Origin of the sequence: uncultured Arthrobacter sp. (assembly GCF_947495145.1) — a bacterium.
In the GTDB taxonomy this organism is placed as follows: Bacteria; Actinomycetota; Actinomycetes; order Actinomycetales; family Micrococcaceae; genus Arthrobacter_D.
This window is the reverse complement of record NZ_CANLXP010000001.1, coordinates 222,449-240,770: the sequence shown is the minus strand read 5'-3', so window position 1 is coordinate 240,770 and position 18,322 is coordinate 222,449. Positions and strand designations below refer to the sequence as shown.

The 18,322-nt window shown below is 64.4% G+C and carries 15 protein-coding genes and 1 tRNA gene; 2 read left to right on the top strand and 14 right to left on the bottom strand.

Annotated elements, in window-relative coordinates; genetic code table 11:
- Nucleotides 1-30 precede the first annotated feature (30 nt).
- Nucleotides 31-112 (bottom strand) — tRNA-Leu (locus Q0877_RS01060).
- Nucleotides 113-278: 166 nt separating this feature from the next.
- Here Q0877_RS01060 and Q0877_RS01055 point away from each other — a divergent pair.
- Complete coding sequence (locus Q0877_RS01055; RefSeq protein ID WP_299165153.1) at nucleotides 279-881, top strand: ANTAR domain-containing response regulator; 603 nt, start codon at nucleotides 279-281, stop codon at nucleotides 879-881.
- A gap of 111 nt (nucleotides 882-992) precedes the next feature.
- On the opposite strand, the gene pyk is transcribed toward Q0877_RS01055, so the two are convergent.
- From pyk to hisI, 11 genes are all read right to left on the bottom strand, one after another.
- On the bottom strand, nucleotides 993-2,486 hold the full coding sequence (pyk, locus tag Q0877_RS01050) for a pyruvate kinase (RefSeq protein WP_299165152.1): 1,494 nt from the start codon (nucleotides 2,484-2,486) through the stop codon (nucleotides 993-995).
- Between the two features lie 60 nt (nucleotides 2,487-2,546).
- On the bottom strand, nucleotides 2,547-4,004 hold the full coding sequence (locus Q0877_RS01045) for a glutamate synthase subunit beta (protein WP_299165151.1): 1,458 nt from the start codon (nucleotides 4,002-4,004) through the stop codon (nucleotides 2,547-2,549).
- Nucleotides 3,997-8,592 (bottom strand): glutamate synthase large subunit, encoded by a 4,596-nt coding sequence (gene gltB, locus Q0877_RS01040; RefSeq protein WP_299165150.1) that lies wholly within the window; start codon nucleotides 8,590-8,592, stop codon nucleotides 3,997-3,999. Before gltB ends, Q0877_RS01045 begins: the two co-directional genes overlap by 8 nt.
- Nucleotides 8,593-8,861: 269 nt before the next feature.
- Complete coding sequence (lgt, locus tag Q0877_RS01035) at nucleotides 8,862-9,941, bottom strand: prolipoprotein diacylglyceryl transferase (protein WP_299165149.1); 1,080 nt, start codon at nucleotides 9,939-9,941, stop codon at nucleotides 8,862-8,864.
- Nucleotides 9,938-10,744: a tryptophan synthase subunit alpha gene (trpA, locus tag Q0877_RS01030; protein ID WP_299165148.1), complete on the bottom strand. Its 807-nt coding sequence runs from the start codon at nucleotides 10,742-10,744 to the stop codon at nucleotides 9,938-9,940. Before trpA ends, lgt begins: the two co-directional genes overlap by 4 nt.
- Nucleotides 10,741-12,060 (bottom strand): tryptophan synthase subunit beta, encoded by a 1,320-nt coding sequence (gene trpB, locus Q0877_RS01025; protein ID WP_299165146.1) that lies wholly within the window; start codon nucleotides 12,058-12,060, stop codon nucleotides 10,741-10,743. Before trpB ends, trpA begins: the two co-directional genes overlap by 4 nt.
- 56 nt (nucleotides 12,061-12,116) lie before the next feature.
- Nucleotides 12,117-12,917, bottom strand: coding sequence for an indole-3-glycerol phosphate synthase TrpC (trpC, locus tag Q0877_RS01020; RefSeq protein WP_299165145.1), 801 nt, complete (start codon nucleotides 12,915-12,917; stop codon nucleotides 12,117-12,119).
- Nucleotides 12,918-13,184 (bottom strand): HGxxPAAW family protein, encoded by a 267-nt coding sequence (locus Q0877_RS01015; RefSeq protein ID WP_299165261.1) that lies wholly within the window; start codon nucleotides 13,182-13,184, stop codon nucleotides 12,918-12,920.
- 116 nt (nucleotides 13,185-13,300) lie between these two features.
- Nucleotides 13,301-13,924 carry a Trp biosynthesis-associated membrane protein gene (locus Q0877_RS01010; RefSeq protein WP_299165143.1) on the bottom strand — a complete coding sequence of 208 codons (624 nt, stop codon included), beginning with the start codon at nucleotides 13,922-13,924 and terminating at the stop codon, nucleotides 13,301-13,303.
- A complete protein-coding gene (locus Q0877_RS01005; RefSeq protein ID WP_299165142.1) occupies nucleotides 13,921-15,483 on the bottom strand; it encodes an anthranilate synthase component I in 1,563 nt (520 codons plus the stop codon). Before Q0877_RS01005 ends, Q0877_RS01010 begins: the two co-directional genes overlap by 4 nt.
- Before the next feature lie 84 nt (nucleotides 15,484-15,567).
- A complete protein-coding gene (gene hisI, locus Q0877_RS01000; RefSeq protein ID WP_299165141.1) occupies nucleotides 15,568-15,969 on the bottom strand; it encodes a phosphoribosyl-AMP cyclohydrolase in 402 nt (133 codons plus the stop codon).
- 51 nt (nucleotides 15,970-16,020) lie between these two features.
- Between hisI and Q0877_RS00995 the strand changes: the two genes are divergently transcribed.
- Nucleotides 16,021-16,665: a TIGR03085 family metal-binding protein gene (locus Q0877_RS00995; protein ID WP_299165260.1), complete on the top strand. Its 645-nt coding sequence runs from the start codon at nucleotides 16,021-16,023 to the stop codon at nucleotides 16,663-16,665.
- A gap of 12 nt (nucleotides 16,666-16,677) precedes the next feature.
- On the opposite strand, the gene hisF is transcribed toward Q0877_RS00995, so the two are convergent.
- Both hisF and hisG read right to left on the bottom strand, forming a co-directional pair.
- Nucleotides 16,678-17,448: an imidazole glycerol phosphate synthase subunit HisF gene (gene hisF, locus Q0877_RS00990; RefSeq protein ID WP_299165140.1), complete on the bottom strand. Its 771-nt coding sequence runs from the start codon at nucleotides 17,446-17,448 to the stop codon at nucleotides 16,678-16,680.
- Nucleotides 17,449-17,461: 13 nt separating this feature from the next.
- On the bottom strand, nucleotides 17,462-18,304 hold the full coding sequence (hisG, locus tag Q0877_RS00985; RefSeq protein WP_299165139.1) for an ATP phosphoribosyltransferase: 843 nt from the start codon (nucleotides 18,302-18,304) through the stop codon (nucleotides 17,462-17,464).
- Nucleotides 18,305-18,322 lie beyond the last annotated feature (18 nt).

The following is an 18,322-nucleotide window of genomic DNA, read 5'->3' as shown; positions in this document are numbered from 1 at the left end:
AAGCAGGCCGAGGGTTACCCCCGGCAGCAGTGCCCGAAGTGGGACTCGAACCCACACACCTTTCGATACTGCATTTTGAGTGCAGCGCGTCTGCCAATTCCGCCATTCGGGCCGGGCATCGCACCCAACGTGAGATCCATGACTCAAGGACCTCCGGGTGCGCGAATCTACTCTACATGCCGATAGGCTGTTCCAGTGAACCGGTGCAGCGCGCCCTGATGGCCGGGCTGCTGCACCCGGAAAACCGCAATCATTGAACGCATACCTAGGAGCCACCAGTGTCTCAAAACCGCGACTCAGCTAACTCGAGCCCGGCACGGCGCGTGATCGTCGCTGAGGATGAAACCCTCATACGCCTCGACATCGTGGAGATCCTGCGCGGCGAAGGTTACGAAGTCGTTGCCGAGGCAGACAACGGCGAGAAGGCAGTAGAGCTGGCACAGGAGCACAAGCCCGATCTGGTGCTGATGGACGTGAAGATGCCCATCATGGACGGGATCACTGCCGCGGAGCAGATCGTCAAAGCGCGCATCGCCCCCGTCGTCCTCCTGACTGCGTTCAGCCAGAAGGAACTCGTGGAGCGCGCGCGCGACGCCGGCGCCATGGCCTACGTGGTCAAGCCCTTCACCCCCGCCGATCTGGTACCCGCAATCGAAATCGCCCTGTCCCGTCATGAAGAGATCAAGGCGCTCGAGAACGAGGTATCAGATCTCCAGGAGCAGTTTGCCACGCGCAAGCTGGTGGAGCGCGCCAAGAGCCTGCTCACCACAAAGATGGGTCTCACTGAGCCCGAGGCTTTCCGCTGGATCCAGAAGACATCAATGGACCGCCGCCTCAGCATGCGCGAAGTGGCTGAAACCATCATCAACCAGGTCAACTAGGCCCGTCCGCTATTCGCAAACAGAAAGGGACCTTGCCGTTGAAGGCAGGGTCCCTTTCTGCGCTAGCTGAGTTTGCTGTGCTTGCTGAGTTTGCTGTGTTTGTGCAAACCGCTACTTGTGCTTGTTCTTGACCGGCCAGGGACCGACCTTTTCCTTGCTCGGTGAGTAGTGGTCAGGCAGCTGGCCGGCGTCGGCGATATCGCCTACCTTGTGGACCTTGATCGAGTTCGTTGAGCCTGACTGGCCGGGAGGTGAACCGGCAGCGATGACCACAAGGTCGTTCAGGTCCACCAGCTTCTGCTCGAACAGCACCCGGTCAACCTGGGCGGTCATCTGGTCCGTGTGTTCGGCGTACTCCACGAGCATCGGCTGGACGCCCCAAATCAGTGACATGGTGTTGAGCGTCGACTGCACCGGGGTGAACGCGAAGACCGGCTTCGTGGGGCGAAGGCGGGACAGGCGGCGTGCGGAATCACCCGACTGGGTGAAGGTACAGATGTACTTCGCGTCCAGCTGGTCAGCGATCTCCACAGCTGCACGGGTGATGGCGCCGCCACGGGTTTTGGGCTTGCTGCCGAGAGGCGGCACGCGGTCAAGACCGTGCTTCTCGGTGGACTCGATGATGTCGGCCATGGTGCGGACCGTCTCAATCGGGTACTTGCCCACGCTGGTCTCGCCGGACAGCATGACCGCATCGGCGCCGTCGAGCACCGCATTGGCGCAGTCCGAGGCTTCAGCGCGCGTGGGGCGGGGATTGTCGATCATTGACTCGAGCACCTGCGTGGCAACAATGACCGGCTTGGCCCAGCGGCGGGCGAGCTCAACGGCCCGCTTCTGCACAATGGGAACGTCCTGGAGCGGCAGCTCCACGCCGAGATCGCCTCGTGCGACCATGATGGCGTCGAACGCATCGATGATTTCCTCGATTGCGTCAACCGCCTGCGGCTTCTCGATCTTGGCGATGACCGGGACGCGGCGGCCCTCCTCGTCCATGATCTCGTGCACGCGGTCGACGTCGGCTGCGTTCCGTACGAAGGAAAGCGCCACCATATCGACGCCGCGCTGGATTGCCCAGCGGAGGTCTTCCTCGTCCTTGTCGCTCAGGGCGGGAACATTCACCGCCACTCCGGGCAGGTTGATGCCCTTGTTGTTGGAGACGGCGCCGCCGACCGTGACCTCAGCGGTGACGCTGACATCGTCTACAGCAACCGCGCGCATCGCGACCTTGCCGTCGTCGATCAGGAGGGTGTCACCGACGTTCACGTCCTGCGGCAGTCCCTTGTGCGTGGTAGAGCAGATTTCAGCTGTGCCCTCGACGTCCTCGGTGGTGATCACAAAGGTGTCACCCGGGAGCAGTACATGCGGACCATCGGCGAAGCGGCCCAAGCGGATCTTGGGGCCCTGCAGGTCAGCGAAGATTCCGACCGGGCGCCCGAGTTCCTCCGCAGCCTTCCGCACGAATTCGTAGGTCTGGTTGTGCACAGTGTGGTCGCCGTGACTCATGTTCATCCGAGCGACGTCCACCCCGGCCTCAAGTACTGCGAGGGTGTTCTCATAGCTCGCGATTGCCGGGCCGAAAGTGGCCACTATCTTTGCGCGTCTCATAAAACCTTGCCTGTCCTGTCGTATTCGTGGATTGCTGTGCGCTCCGCCGGCCCTGAAGGATCAGAGGACGTTGAGAGCACGGTCTGTCGGTGCCACCGGCGCAGGCAGCTTGGTGTGGCCCATCAGCCACTGATCAACCGCAGCGGCGCACGCGCGTCCCTCAGCGATAGCCCAAACGATCAGGGACTGTCCGCGCCCTGCATCGCCTGCAGCGAAGATCCCGGGCGTGTTGGTCATGTAGTATCCATCGCGCTCAACGTTACCGCGCCCGTCAAAGCCGGCGTCCAGCTGCTCGGCGATTCCGGCAGGTTCAGGTCCGGTGAAGCCGAGAGCGAGGAACACCAGATCCGCCGGGATATCCCGCTCGGTTCCGGCTTTGGGCACGCGCTTGCCGTTGACGAACTCGGTCTCCGCAACGCGGACGGCCTTCAGCTTGCCGTTCTCACCGACGAATTCGACCGTCGATGCCAGGTAGGTGCGCTCGCCGCCCTCCTCGTGTGCGCTGGCGACTTCGAAGAGCGTGGGGAAGGTCGGCCACGGCTGATTGGGCATGCGCTCGACCGGCGGCTGCTGCCCGATTGCCAGCGTGGTCACCGACGCCGCCCTGTGACGGTGGGCGGTTCCGATGCAGTCGGCGCCCGTGTCGCCGCCGCCGAGGATGACAACGTGCTTGCCCTCCGCATGGATCTGGTCTTCGATTTCCTCTCCGGCAACCACGCGGTTGGCGTCAACGAGGTACTCCATGGCGAAGTGCACACCATCGAGGTCGCGCCCCGGAATGGGCAGGTCGCGGGGCACGGTGGCGCCGGTGGCGATCACGACGGCATCGTACCGGCGGCGCAGCTGATCCCAACTGATATCCCGGCCTACCTCAACACCGGCGCGGAAGCGGGTGCCCTCGGCCTTCATCTGCTCAAGCCGGCGATCAATCTGGATTTTTTCCATCTTGAAGTCCGGGATCCCGTAGCGCAGGAGGCCGCCGATACGGTCGTCACGCTCATACACGGCCACAGTGTGCCCGGCGCGGGTGAGCTGCTGGGCAGCAGCCAGGCCGGCGGGGCCGGAGCCGACGACGGCGATGGTCTTGCCGGTAAGTCGCTCCGGTGGGTGCGGGTGCACCCAGTCGCTGTCGAACGCTTCGTCGATGATCGAAACCTCGACCTGCTTGATGGTCACCGGAGGCTGGTTGATCCCGAGCACGCAGGACGCCTCACACGGAGCCGGGCATAGTCGTCCGGTGAATTCGGGAAAGTTGTTTGTGGCGTGCAGCCGGTCAATAGCCTCGCGGCCCTTGTCCCGCCACGTGAGGTCGTTCCATTCCGGGATCAGGTTACCCAGCGGGCATCCCTGGTGGCAGAACGGTATGCCGCAGTCCATGCAGCGGCCGGCCTGGCTCTTCAGGACGCCTTTTTCCTGCGCCTCGTACACTTCCTTCCAGTCCATGATCCGGACCGGAACGGGCCTGCGCGGCTGCGTCTGACGCTCGCGCACCTTCATGAATCCGCGTGGGTCAGCCACCGGTTACCTCCAAAATTCTGTTCCAGACCTCTTCACCATCGGGATCGAGGCCCTCTTCGATGGCTGCGGCCCGAGCGTCAAGGACTCGTGCAAAGTCGCGTGGCAACACCTTGGTCAGGCGAGGCACCGTTGTCTCGAAATCGTCGAGCATCTTGGCTGCAAGCGGCGACTCGGTTTCCTCCTGGTGACGCAGAAGCAACTGGCGGACAATCTCGATGTCTTCGGCATCGAGTTCCTCAAGCTTCAGTTCACCGCTGTTCAGCGCCTGCACATTGACCCGCGTCTGGTCAAGATCCAGTACATAAGCGGTGCCTCCGGACATACCGGCTCCGAAGTTGCGGCCGGTGCGTCCGAGGATCAGCGCCTGCCCACCGGTCATGTACTCGCAACCGTGGTCGCCGATGCCTTCAACGACGGCGGTTGCGCCGGAGTTGCGTACCAGGAACCGCTCCCCCACCTGCCCGCGGAGGAAGATTTCGCCGCTGGTTGCGCCGTAGCCGATCACGTTGCCTGCAATGACATTGCGGTCGGCGCGGAAGACGTTTGCGCGGTCCGGCCGCACGACGATGCGTCCGCCGGACAGGCCCTTGCCGACGTAGTCGTTCGAGTCACCGAGGAGCCGCAGCGTTATACCCGCTGGAAGGAAGGCTCCCAGCGACTGGCCGGCCTGGCCGGTCAGCGTCACATCGATGGTGTCGGTTGCCAGGGTCTCCGTGCCGAATCTGCGGGTGACCTCGTAGCCGAGCATGGTGCCGACCGAGCGGTCGGTGTTGACGATATCGAGCGTGATGCGGACGGGCGCACGGTGGTTCAGCGCGTCGCTGCTCATGTCGATGAGCTTGTTGTCGAAGTGTTGGTCCAGCTCGTGATTCTGCGCGAACAAATTTCGCAGCGGAGCATCCTCACCGAACTCGTTGCCACGCAGGATCGGCTCGAGGTTCAGTCCGTCCGCCTTCCAGTGGTCGACGGCACGCTTGACGTCCAGAACCTCGCTGTGACCGATTGCCTCATCGAGTGAACGGAAGCCAAGCTCGGCCAGCAGCTCGCGGACCTCCTCGGCAATGAACTCGAAGAAGTTCACCACGAACTCGGGCTTGCCCGTGAAGCGGGAGCGTAGTTCGGGGTTTTGCGTGGCCACGCCTACCGGGCAGGTGTCGAGGTGGCAAACGCGCATCATGATGCAACCCGAGACCACCAGCGGAGCGGTGGCGAACCCGAATTCCTCGCCGCCGAGCAGCGCTGCGATCAGGACGTCGCGCCCTGTCTTCAGTTGGCCGTCCACCTGGACCACTACGCGGTCCCGCAGCCCGTTGAGCATCAGCGTCTGCTGCGTTTCGGCGACGCCGAGCTCCCATGGAGCGCCTGCGTGCTTGAGCGAGTTGAGCGGGCTGGCACCGGTTCCGCCGTCATGGCCTGAGATGAGTACGACGTCGGCCTTCGCCTTCGTGACTCCGGCAGCCACGGTGCCGATCCCGACTTCCGATACGAGCTTCACATGGACGCGTGCCGAGGTGTTGGCGCGCTTCAGATCGTAGATCAGCTGCGCCAGGTCCTCGATCGAGTAGATGTCGTGGTGCGGCGGCGGCGAGATGAGGGCCACTCCCGGCGTGGAGTGCCGCGTCCGGGCAACCCACGGGTAAACCTTCTGGCTCATCAGCTGGCCGCCCTCGCCGGGCTTGGCTCCCTGCGCCATCTTGATCTGGATGTCGTCGGCATTGGTGAGATAGAGACTGGTGACGCCGAACCGTCCCGACGCCACCTGCTTGATCGCCGAGCGCCGCTCGGGATCAAGCAGCCGGTCCACGTCCTCGCCGCCTTCACCGGTATTGGACTTTGCGCCCAGGCGGTTCATGGCGATGGCGAGGGTCTCATGGGCCTCCTGCGAAATGGACCCGTAGCTCATCGCGCCGGTGGAGAAACGCTTGACGATGCTCGATACAGGCTCGACTTCCTCCAGCGGAACCGGCGGCCGCAGTCCGTCCTTGAAGCCGAGAAGGCCTCGCAGGGTCATGAGCTCGCGGGACTGATCGTCGACACCTTTGGTGTAGGACTTGAAAATGTCGTAGCGGCGTTCGCGCGTAGCGTGCTGCAGGCGGAAGACCGTTTCCGGGTTGAACAGGTGCGGCGGACCTTCGCGGCGCCACTGGTACTCGCCGCCGTTGTCGAGGCTGCGGTACGGGTCCTCGATCCCGTCCTGTGGGTACGCGTACTCGTGGCGTGCGGCTGCCTCGCCGGCAACGACGGCCAGGCCGACGCCGCCGAGCTGCGTCTGCGTGCCGTGGAAATATTCATCGACGAAATCCTGGGCCAAACCGAGGGCTTCGAAGGTTTGCGCACCGCAATACGAGCTGACCGTGGAAATGCCCATCTTGGACATGATCTTCAGGACTCCCTTGCCGAGGCCCTTGATCAGGTTCGCAACGGCCTGTTCTGTGGTGACTCCCGCAACGTCCCCGTTGCGAACCAGTTCCTCGCAGCTTTCCATGGCGAGGTAGGGGTTGACGGCGGAAGCACCGTAGCCGATGAGGACCGCGACATGGTGGACTTCACGGACGTCGCCCGCCTCGACCACCAGGGACGTCTTGGTCCGGTTCGCGCTCTTCAGCAGGTGGTGGTGGACAGCGCTGGTCAACAGCAGCGACGGAATCGGTGCCCACTGCGCGTTTGAGTCGCGGTCGGAAAGCACAACATACTGGATGCCGCGATTGATCGCGCTCGAAACCTGCTCACAGATCTCCGCCAACCGTGCCCGCAGGGACGCCTCCCCGCCGTCGACCCGGTAAAGGCCCCGTACGCGGACGGTGAGGCGGTCACCGTCGTCGGACTCTAGGTTGGCGATCTTCGCGAGTTCATCATTGTTGATGACCGGAAAGTCCAGGGCGATCTGCTTGGAGTGCACCTGGCTGGAAGACAGGAGGTTGCCGTCCGGGCCGATCGTGACGCCCATTGAAGTGACCAGTTCCTCGCGGATCGCGTCCAGCGGGGGGTTTGTGACCTGCGCGAAGGACTGCACGAAGTAGTCGAACAGCAGCCGCGGGCGCTTCGAGAGTACGGCGATCGGAGTATCCGAACCCATCGCGCCGAGGGGCTCAGCACCCGCCTTCGCCCTGGGGCCCAGCAGAATGCGCAGTTCCTCCTGCGTGTAGCCGAAGGTGCGCTGCCTGCGGTTGATGGAGGCCTTGGTGTGGACCACGTGTTCACGCTCGGGCAGGTCCTTCAGATCAATCAGGTTTTCCTTGACCCATTCGCCCCAGGGATTGGCGGCCGCAATTTCGGCCTTAACCTCCTGATCCTCAATGATGCGGCCGTCCTCGGTGTCGACCAGGAACATCTTGCCCGGCGACACCCGGCCCTTGCGAACGATCTTGGAAGGTTCGACGTCGATGACGCCCACCTCGGAGGCGAGGACGACGAGGCCGTCCTCCATGACCCAGTACCGCGCAGGCCTGAGACCGTTGCGGTCCAGGACAGCTCCCACGAGCCGTCCGTCCGTGAAGGAAACAGCGGCCGGGCCGTCCCACGGCTCCATCAGCATGGAGTGGTACTGGTAGAAGGCTCGCCGCGCAGGGTCCATGGACGTGTGGTTTTCCCACGCCTCCGGAATCATCATCATGATCGCGTGCGTAATGGGACGCCCCGCAAGCATCAGCAGTTCGGCCACCTCGTCGAAGGACGCTGAGTCGGAAGCACCGGGCGTGCAGATGGGGAAAAGCTCCTCGGGCGAGTCGCCGAGCAGCGCGTTGGCCAGCTGCGACTGCCGTGCGCGCATCCAGTTCCGGTTGCCCTTGACGGTGTTGATTTCGCCGTTGTGAGCGATGGTGCGAAAAGGCTGGGCCAACGGCCATGACGGGAAGGTATTCGTGGAGAAACGCGAATGGACGATTCCGAGCTTGGTCTTGAACCGTGGATCCGACAGGTCTGGATAGAACGGTTCGAGCTGGGCCGTGGTCAGCATGCCCTTGTAAACCATGGTCTTCGAAGACAGCGAGGGGAAGTAGACGCCGTACTTGTTCTGTGTACGCTTGCGCAGGCGGAAGGCCTGGGCGTCGAGATCCTCGCTGTTGCCGGCGGCGGGGGCAATGAAGAGCTGGACGAAGTGCGGCATGCACGCCCGCGCCATAGCCCCGACGAGGTCTGCAGCCACGGGAACCTCCCGCCAGCCCAGGACCGTCAGCCCCTCCGACTCGGCAAGGCTTTCAATGCCGGCGCGGGCGGTTGCCTCTTCGCCTGCCTCCGCAGGCAGGAAGGCTGTCCCGACGGCGTAACTGCCGGGAGCCGGAAGTTCGAATTCGACGACAGCGCGGAAGAACTCGTCGGGTACCTGGGTAAGGAGGCCCGCGCCGTCGCCCGTCCCTTCATCGGCGCCGACTGCACCGCGATGCTCAAGATTGCGCAGGGCGGTCAGCGCGGCATCGACGATGTCGTGGCCCGGCTCCCCCCGGAGCGTGGCAATCACGGCAAGGCCGCAGGCGTCCTTCTCGTTTTCCGGGTTGTACAGTCCGGATGCTTCCGGGTACGAAGCGAATCGTGTGAAGGGCGATTCCGCGCGTATTACTTCAGGCAGCAGGCCGCTGGTGGGTGCAGTCATAGATAGTGTCCTTCCCCCATGATGGAGCGTTGGGAGGGGACAGCTTCGGCCCCGAGGCGCGCTTGTCCCTGCAGGGAGGCGCTTCATTTCTTGTGCACATTGTAGGACCGGCACGCCGCACGCCGACATGGCTTGCGGGCATGAATTGACGGCGCTGCGGCCTGATCATGTCCCGGTACGAAGGCGAAGCCTGTGAGCTTTCCTGGTGTATCGGGCGGGCCACGACGCTGTGACAGTGTCCTGAGGTAGGGCGGTGGCCCAGCCGGACGCTACTTTCGGGGGTCTGATTCCCGGGGTTCCTCGGGGGCAGGTCCAGCGGAGGCGGACGTGCCTGAGGCATCTTTTATTTCTGGAAGATTAGCACGGCCGGGCCCTGTCCCAGCGGATATGTCGGAAGTTTGATTCACTGTGCCCGATCCGTTATCCGCGGCGGACCCGCTTGTTCGGAGCTTCGCGGACTCGTTTGCGTCCGTGTCAGCAGCGGAGTGAGGCGCGCGCCCGGGCAGGTAAACAGAGTGTTCCTTCAAACCCCGCTGCTTCACCGAGAGGTAGATGAAGATGGCAAGGGATACCGCCAGCACGAGGACGCTTGTCCAGACATTCAGCCTTTGTGTTACGCCCAGGATGGTGATCATCTCGGCGTCGTCAATTCTCAGCGCCTCGATCCAGACACGGCCCGCGGTGTAGTAGGCGGCGTACAGCCAGAACATCCGGCCCCCGCGCAGCCTGAACCTGCGGTCCAGGAGGAGCAGGACCGCAACCCCCACGAGGTTCCAGAGTGACTCATACAGGAAGGTTGGATGGAACAGCGTTCCCGGCTCAGCGTCTGCGGGGAAGTTGGGGTTGTCAGCGTCAATCTCCAGGCCCCAGGGCAGATCGGTTGGAGCGCCGAACAACTCCTGGTTGAACCAGTTACCCCACCGGCCGATTGCCTGGGCGAGTAGAACTCCGGGTGCGGCAGCATCAGCGAAGGCCGACAGCCGCACCCCTGCGCGACGGCAGCCGATCCACGCACCCACTGCTCCGAGTGCCACCGCTCCCCAGATACCCAGACCGCCTTCCCAGATCCTGGGAATGCGGGAAAGGTCCCCGTCAGGACCGAAGTAGGCGTCCGGTGAGGAGAAGACATGGTAGAGCCGGCCGCCGATGAGGCCGAACGGAACGGCCCAAATGGCTACGTCCCAGACGACGTCGGGGTTGCCGCCGTAGCGCTTCCACCGGGCGGAGGTTAGGAGCAGCGCAACGATGATTCCGGCAAGGATGCACAGCGCGTAGGCGTGAATCGTGGCGGGGCCGATTGAGAAGCTTGCCCATTCAGCGGGCGGGCTGGGAATGCTGGCGGGGATCATGCTAAGCCTTTCGAGGTTCCGGTGCTCAGGTCCTTCGCGAGTGCCGCGACGGCGGGAACGCCGCCGTCGCGCAGGGCAGCAACCAGTGCGGTGCCGACAATGACGCCGTCGGCATAAGCTCCGATCTCCTGCACATGTTCGGCAGTGGAGACCCCAAGTCCGACGCAGGCGCGCTCGGCGCCGGCACGGTGAGCAGCGGCGACAACCTCCTGGGCAGCAGAGCTGACGGAGGAGCGTGCGCCCGTAATGCCCATGATCGATACGGCGTAGACGAATCCCCGGGTTGCATCGACTGTGGACTGCATGCGTTCCGGCGAGCTTGAGGGCGCCACAAGGAAGACCCGGTCGAGCCCGAACTCGTCCGAGACGGCCATCCATTCGGCTGCCTCGTCCGGGATGAGGTCAGGTGTAATCAGGCCGGCACCACCGGCTGCAGCCAGACGGTCGGCGAACTCGCGGACCCCCATGCGCATGACCGGGTTCCAGTAGGTCATCACGAGGACTGCGGCATCCGTCCGGCGGGTGATTCCCTCAACGACGTCGAAGATCTGGCGGACGGAGAAACCGTTCCGGAGTGCCTCGACGGTCGCCTGCTGGATAACTGTCCCGTCCATCACCGGATCGGAGTACGGGATCCCGATCTCGATGAGGTCCACGCCGTTCTCCGCCATTGCAACCGCTGCGTCGATGGTGGTCTGGACGTCCGGGAATCCTGCGGGAAGGTAGCCGACCAGAGCCGTGCGTCCTGCTGCGCGTGCCCGCTCAATAGCGGCTGCGGACTTACTCAGTGTTTCGGTGCTCACAACTGCTCTCCTTCGGCGCCGATTTCTGCTTCCGCGCTGTCTTCCGGCAACAGGTCAAACCACTCAGCCGCGGTGGCGACGTCCTTGTCCCCACGGCCCGAGAGATTCACGACAATGACCTTCTCGCCGGCGTTCCCTGGCTCCGCAGCAAGGCGCTGCCCAACCTTCAGTGCTCCGGCAAGCGCGTGCGCGGACTCGATGGCAGGAATGATCCCTTCCGTGCGGCAGAGCAGGCGGAATGCGTCCATCGCTTCAGCGTCGGTGATTGGCTCATAGCTCGCCCGCCCGATGTCGGCGAGGAATGCGTGTTCCGGCCCGACCCCGGGGTAATCGAGACCAGCGGAGATCGAGTGGGACTCCGTGGTCTGCCCGTCGTCGTCCTGCATCAGGTACGAACGGGCACCGTGGAGCACCCCTGGCCGTCCCAGCGTGATCGTTGCCGCGTGCCGGCCGGTATCGACGCCGTCGCCTCCAGCCTCGAACCCGTACAGCGCCACCTCGCGGTCGTCAAGGAAACCGTGGAAGATTCCGATGGCGTTGGAGCCGCCGCCGATGCAGGCGCAGACGGCATCGGGCAGCCGGCCGGTGGCGCTGAGGATCTGCTCGCGCGCTTCCTCGCCGATAACCTCATGGAAGTAACGGACCATGGCCGGGAAAGGGTGTGCACCGGCCGCCGTGCCCAGCAGGTAGTGCGTGGTGTGAACGTTGGCAACCCAGTCGCGCAGTGCGTCGTTGATTGCGTCCTTCAGGGTTTGTGAACCGTTGGTGACCGGAATGACCTCCGCGCCCAGAAGCTGCATCCGCGCGACGTTGAGCGCCTGGCGGCGGCAGTCCTCAGCACCCATGTAAACCACACATTCGAGACCGAGCAGGGCAGCGGCGGTGGCGCTGGCAACGCCATGCTGCCCTGCCCCCGTCTCCGCAATAACGCGGGTCTTTCCCATCCGCTTGGCAAGCAGTGCCTGGCCCAGCACATTGTTGATTTTGTGTGAGCCGGTGTGGTTCAGGTCCTCGCGCTTGAGGAAAACCCTTACGCCCCCGGCGTGCTCGGCAAACCGGCGGGCTTCGGTCAGGAGGGAAGGCCTGCCGGAGTAGGACCGGTTGAGTTCGGTGACCTGTGCCAGGAAGTCCGGGTCGGACTTGGCCTTGTCGAAGGTCTCCTCCAGCTCGTCCAGGGCGGCGATCAGGGACTCGGGCATCCAGCGCCCACCGTATGCCCCGAAGTATGGGCCCTGTGCGTGACGCAGCGAACCGCCGGCCAGAAACGCCTCTGCGGGGCCGTCAGTTGCAGGCTGGGGCTGTTCAGTGTCAGTCATGAACCTTGTCGTCCTGTCGTGATGGTGTACGGCTGTCCGTCGTGTCGGCGACAGCGTCAGGAATGCAGTGCGTTGCCTACCCGGGTGAAGTTCCTGACCGTTGCCTCTGGATTGGAGTGGCGAACGAGGGCCTCGCCGACGAGGACGGCGTGAGCTCCGTCTGCAGCATAGAGCTCGACGTCGGCGATGTCCCGAACACCTGACTCAGCCACCAGAACGGAATGGGAGGGGATGAGTGCCGCCAGCGCAGGGAAAACCGAACGGTCGATCTCGAGCGTCTTCAGGTTACGTACATTTACGCCGATGATCCGTGCGCCGACGGCGACCGCGCGCTGAACTTCCTCGGCGGTATGTGTTTCGACCAACGCATGCATGCCCAGGCGCTCGGTGAGTTCGAGGAAGGAAGCGAGGGTGGCGTCATCGAGCGCGGCAACAATAAGGAGAATCAGGTCCGCGCCGTGCGCGCGGGCTTCGAAGATCTGGTACTCGTCAACGGTGAAGTCCTTACGCAGAATGGGGACGTTCACGGCTGCCCGGACAGCATCAAGGTCCGCGAGCGACCCGCCGAAGCGACGTTCTTCTGTGAGGACGCTGATCACCGCAGCCCCGCCGCGCTCATAGGCGGCAGCAAGTTCAGCGGGGTCCTGGATGTTCGACAGTTCACCCTTGGACGGGCTCTTCCGTTTCACCTCCGCGATGACGCCCATACCGTTCGTCCCTGCGCTCAGCGCGGCGTAGGCGTCGCGGGGGGCAGGAGCCTGTTCCGCCAGCACGCGGACGTCCTCCAGCGGGAGGGACCGCCTGCGTGCGTCGAGATCTTCGCGGACTCCGGCGACGATGTCTTCGAGAACGCTCACTTAGTGCCCGGAGTTCTTCAAACGGTGGCCGCCCACGCCGAATCCGGCCTTCTTCAGGACGAGTCCGAGGGCGAGGCCGATCACCATGATGAGGGCACCAATCCAGAAGAGTATGGTGCCGGCGTCCTTGTTGCCCTCGGTGCTTGCGAAGATGAAGGCGAACGAAGACAACGCTGCGCCGGCAAGCATCACAAAGACGCAGGTCCAGGCTGCGGGACTGTTGCCGTGTCCGACGGTTTCATCGTAGGCCGCCGAATGCTCAGCCATCGGGGTGTCGTTGGTACCGGTCTCGGGCGCGGTCTTAGCCATGGCATATCTCCTTGTGCTGTGGTCTCATTCCATTCTGCCATTGATTCAGCGGGGCGCTGATTCGCATCCGGCACTCAGCCGGTGGGGTCCTCACCCCGGCTGAGACTGTCCCAGTTATCTATCTCGTCGGCGTTCGCATCGGCCTTCGGAGCCTGCCTCCTGCCGGCTGTTGTTTCGTACCGCCGGGCGGCGCGCCAGCCGCGGCCGGCGATCAGCAGCCAGACCGCGCAGGCGACCAGCAGGATTCCCGCTACGGCGGCGAGCCACGGCATAGGGGTTGCCGTCACTGAGACGCCGTCCTGACTGGTGACTCCGAGTGCTTCACCGATCGCCGGTGCGGCGGAGGCCGCGGGGTCGCCGGCGACGGCAAGGCTGCTGACGAGGATGCCTGCGCCGGCCACGGTCAGGATTGCGGCGATGATCCACCGGGCGGTGCGGCCGGCGATCGATACGGCCAGCGCTGCGGCCAGGCCCACCAGCGCGAACGCCGTCACGGCAGTGGCGGCGTCGGATCCGGGGACTTCGATGGTGGGGGTCTGAACCGCGGTCTGTGGCAGGGTGACTGAAAGCCAGGTCTGGGTGGTACTGCCGAAAGCCGCAAGCGCCGCGATCACCGTAGCCAGGACGACGACGCCCTTGCGGCGCGCGGCGGGCGTTCGGGACTGCCCAGGAACGGGTGGCTGTGAGGACGGGCTCATACGGTGCCCACGCCGGTGTCGGTCACGGGATGAAGACTCGCCGCGATCAAGGCAGCCCGCAATGGCGCAGCGGCCTTGTTGACAGTTTCCAGTGCCTCCGCCTCCAGCTCGGAATCGGCAACGATTCCGCCTCCTGCCTGCACATAGGCACGGTTGTCGCGCAGCAGGGCGGACCGGATGGCGATCGCCATGTCCATGTCCCCGGCGAAATCGAGGTAACCCACCACTCCCCCGTAGATGCCGCGTTTGTGCGGTTCAAGTTCGTCCAGCAACCGCAGGGCACGCGGTTTGGGAGCTCCGGACAGCGTGCCTGCGGGGAAGGTCGCGGCCAGCACATCGTAGGCGGACCGCTTCGGATCCAGTTGCCCGACGACGGTCGACACCAGGTGCATGATGTGGCTGAACCGTTCGACCTCCATGAACTGAGTTACGTCCACTGTTCCCGGGCGGCACACCTTGGAGATGTCGTTGCGCGCCAGATCCACGAGCATAAGGTGCTCCGCCCGCTCCTTCTCGTCCGCGAGGAGTTCCTCGGCAAGGGCACGGTCCTGTTCGGCAGTCTTTCCGCGCGGCCGGGATCCGGCGATGGGGTGGGTGATGACCTCCGAGCCGTTGACGGTAACGAGCGCTTCCGGTGACGATCCCACGATTGAATACGGGCGTCCGGACGCGTCCTCGAGGCTGAACAGGTACATATACGGACTCGGATTGGTGGTACGCAGCACCCGGTAGACGTCCAGGGCTGAGGCGTCGCAGTCGAGCTCGAACCGGCGGGAGATGACCACCTGGAACACCTCGCCGTCCACGATGGCCTCCTTGCCGCGCTCGATCGCGGCCAGGTACTGGTCCCGATCCCATCGTTCGCGGACACGGGACATCATCGTTGCACTGTCGGCCGCGTTATCCGCCAGGACCGACACCGGCTGTTCCGACGCCGCGGCGAGCCGCTGGAGCATACTGCGAAGGCGGGCAACGGCGTCGTGCCAGGCTTCGTCGACGCGCGCGGAGGAATTGTCGTAGTTGATGGCGTTGGCTACCAGCGTCACCCTGCCGCCGGCGTTGTCATGAATAGCCATATCGGTCACCAGATTCATGGCGAGTTCCGGCAACTCGAGATCATCCTCCGGAGGGGAAGTGAGCCGCTCCCAGTGCCGGACCGACTCCCACCCGATGAAGCCGACCATGCCGGAGGTGAAAGGCGGGAGTTCATCGAACCGTGCGGTCTGAAGTTCCTCGACAGTCCGGCGAAGCGCCTCCACCGGATTGCCGTTCACTGGAACACCCGCAGGCGGCTCCCCCAACCAGCAGGCCTCGCCGTCCTTGGTGGTGAGGGTTGCCCGCGAGTTGACGCCGATGAACGAGTAGCGGGACCACACTCCGCCCTCAGCTGCCGATTCCATCAGGAACGTGCCCGGGTGCCCGTCTGTGAGCTTCCGGTAGATTCCGATGGGCGTGTGCGCATCATCGAGCACCGTCAGCCGGACAGGTATGACCCGCCGGTCCCGGGCAAGGACGCGGAACTCCTCCAGGCCGGGGGCGATTACTCCGAGCTCATCCATGAAAGGCGTTTCCTAAATACTTGCGCCCGTCCGCGATGGTGGGCGGGCTGAGTGTTTCCTGCTTCTGGTTTGCGTCCGTTGGTCCTACGCGGAGCCGACGACGGCGGCAAGTTCCCTGCCCTCAAAACAGGTCCGGGTGCCGGTATGGCAGGCCGCACCGACCTGCTGCACCCGCACCAGGAGCGCATCGCCGTCGCAGTCCAGCGCTACCGACTTCACGTACTGCACGTGCCCGGACGTGTCCCCCTTGCGCCAGTATTCCTGCCGGGACCGCGAGTAGAAGGTGACTCGGCCGCTGGTCAGGGTCCGCCGCAGCGCTTCATCGTCCATCCAGCCGAGCATCAGGACCTCGCCCGTGCCGTGCTCCTGGATGATGGCTGCGACAAGTCCGGCGGCATCGCGCTTGAGGGCGTCGGCAACGGCAGGATCGAGCGCCGGGGTATCGCCGGCGGCAGGGGAAATGGCGGATTCGGGGTGTTGTGACATCGCAACTGATTCTAGGCGAGGAAGGCGCCTGTCATGCTATTTTCAGTAGTGATGCATTTCGTTGATCCTTCCCGTGAAGTCCTCGCCGAAACCCTGCTCGCGGCCGGGCCTCACTCCCCCACGCTGTGCGACGGGTGGCAGACGAAGGAACTGGCCGCGCACCTGTATCTGAGGGGTCACCGGCCCAGCGTGGGAATCGGCGCCCTGATCAAGCCGCTATCTGTCGTCTCCGAGAAAGCCACCCGCACCCTGGCCGCAAAGTCTGCGTCGACGCCCGCCTATGAGCAACTCGTCAACGACTTCCGCAAGGGCCATCCGTTTTACTCGCCCATGCGCGTGCAGTCCCTTGATACGAGCACCAACCTCATCGAGTACTTCGTGCATACGGAAGACGTCCGCCGCGCAACCAGCAGGTGGGCGCCCCGTGCACTGGATGACGAATACTCGGATGCCCTCTGGGACGAGCTGATCAAGCGTGCCGCCATCCTCTACCGGGGCGTGGACCTCGGCATCGTTCTGGTGCGTCCGGACGGTCCCAGGCACGTTGCCAAGCGTGCGCCCGTGTCGGTTGCCATTGTCGGCGAGCCCGGGGAGCTGCTCATGCACGCCCACGGCCGCACCCGCCATGCGCTGGTTACCTTCGAAGGACAGCCCGACGCCGTCGCACTCCTTGAGAGCGCAGAGGTAGGACTCTAGCGGCACGGTTCCCTACCGGACCGGGAAGCCTGCGTCCCTGATTGCCTTCTTGACCTCGGCGATCGCGTCAACCGGCCCGAAATGGAACACCGATGCGGCGAGCACCGCGTCGGCGCCTGCGGCTACAGCGGGCGGGAAGTGTGCCGGCTCGCCGGCACCGCCGGAAGCGATGAGGGGAACCTTCACGGCAGCACGGACAGCCCGGATCATTTCAAGATCGAAGCCCTCCCGGGTGCCGTCCGCATCAATGGAGTTCAGCAGGATTTCGCCCACGCCACGGTCGGCCGCTTCGCGGGCCCAGGCCACCGCGTCGATCCCGGTTCCCTTGCGGCCGCCATGCGTGGTTACTTCGAATCCCGATGGCGTGGACCGGTCGTGGGTCCGGCGGGCATCGAGGCTCAGCACGAGTACCTGGGATCCAAAGTGCGACGTGATTTCGTCGATGACCTGCGGACGGGCAACCGCTGCGGTATTGATGGACGCCTTGTCCGCGCCCGCGCGCAGCAACCGGTCGACGTCGGAAATCTCCCTTACGCCCCCGCCTACAGTGAGAGGGATGAAGACTTCCTCGGCCGTCTTTGCAACCACGTCGAAGGTGGTGGCGCGGTTGCCGGAGGAGGCGGTGACGTCGAGAAACGTCAGCTCATCAGCGCCCGCGCGGTCATAGCGGTGCGCAAGCTCTACCGGGTCGCCGGCATCGCGGAGGTCCTCGAAGTTGATGCCCTTGACTACGCGTCCGGCGTCGACGTCAAGGCAGGGTATGACGCGGATAGCGACGCTCATCAGACAGCCCCGCCTAAATCCGGCACGCGTGGATGGTGCTGACCAGAATGGCCCGGGCCCCCAGGTCGTAGAGCTCATCCATAATCCGGTTGGTGCTGTGGCGCTTCACCATTGAGCGGACCGCAACCCACTCCGAGTCGCGCAGCGGCGAAACCGTGGGTGACTCGAGGCCCGGTGTGAGCGCGGCCGCCTGATCGACCAGCTCCTTGCGGATGTCGTAGTCGAGCAGCACATACTGGCGGGCCACAAGCACACCCTGGAGACGGCGGATGAGGATATCCAGCCCGACGGGAGTTGCGTTCTTGCGGCCGATGAGTACGGCCTCACTGCGCAGGATCGGATCGCCGAAGATTTCCATTCCAGCAGCCTTGAGGGTGTTCCCCGTCTCGACGACGTCGGCGATAGCATCCGCGACGCCGAGACGCACGGAGGATTCCACTGCGCCGTCGAGTCGGACGACAGTCGCGTTGACGCCCTGCTCGGCCAGGAAAGTGCGCAGGAGCCCGTCGTAGCTGGTGGCCAGGCGGCGCCCCTCAAGTTCGGCGACGGAAGCGAAGTGGCCGACCGGCCCGGCGAAGCGGAACGTCGAGGCTCCGAAGCCGAGGGGCAGGAGTTCCTCAGCGTCCACCTGCGCGTCGAGGAAGAGATCGCGCCCGGTTATTCCGACGTCGAGGGTGCCTGAACCCACGTACACGGCTATGTCCCGCGGCCGCAGGAAGAAGAATTCGATTTCGTTCTCGGGGTCCACCATCACCAGTTCGCGAGTGTCTCTGCGCTGGCGGTAGCCCGCCTCGCTGAGCATTGCGGAGGCGGATTCTGACAGGGACCCCTTGTTGGGGACTGCTACTCGAAGCATGGGTTTCCTTTGGGAAAG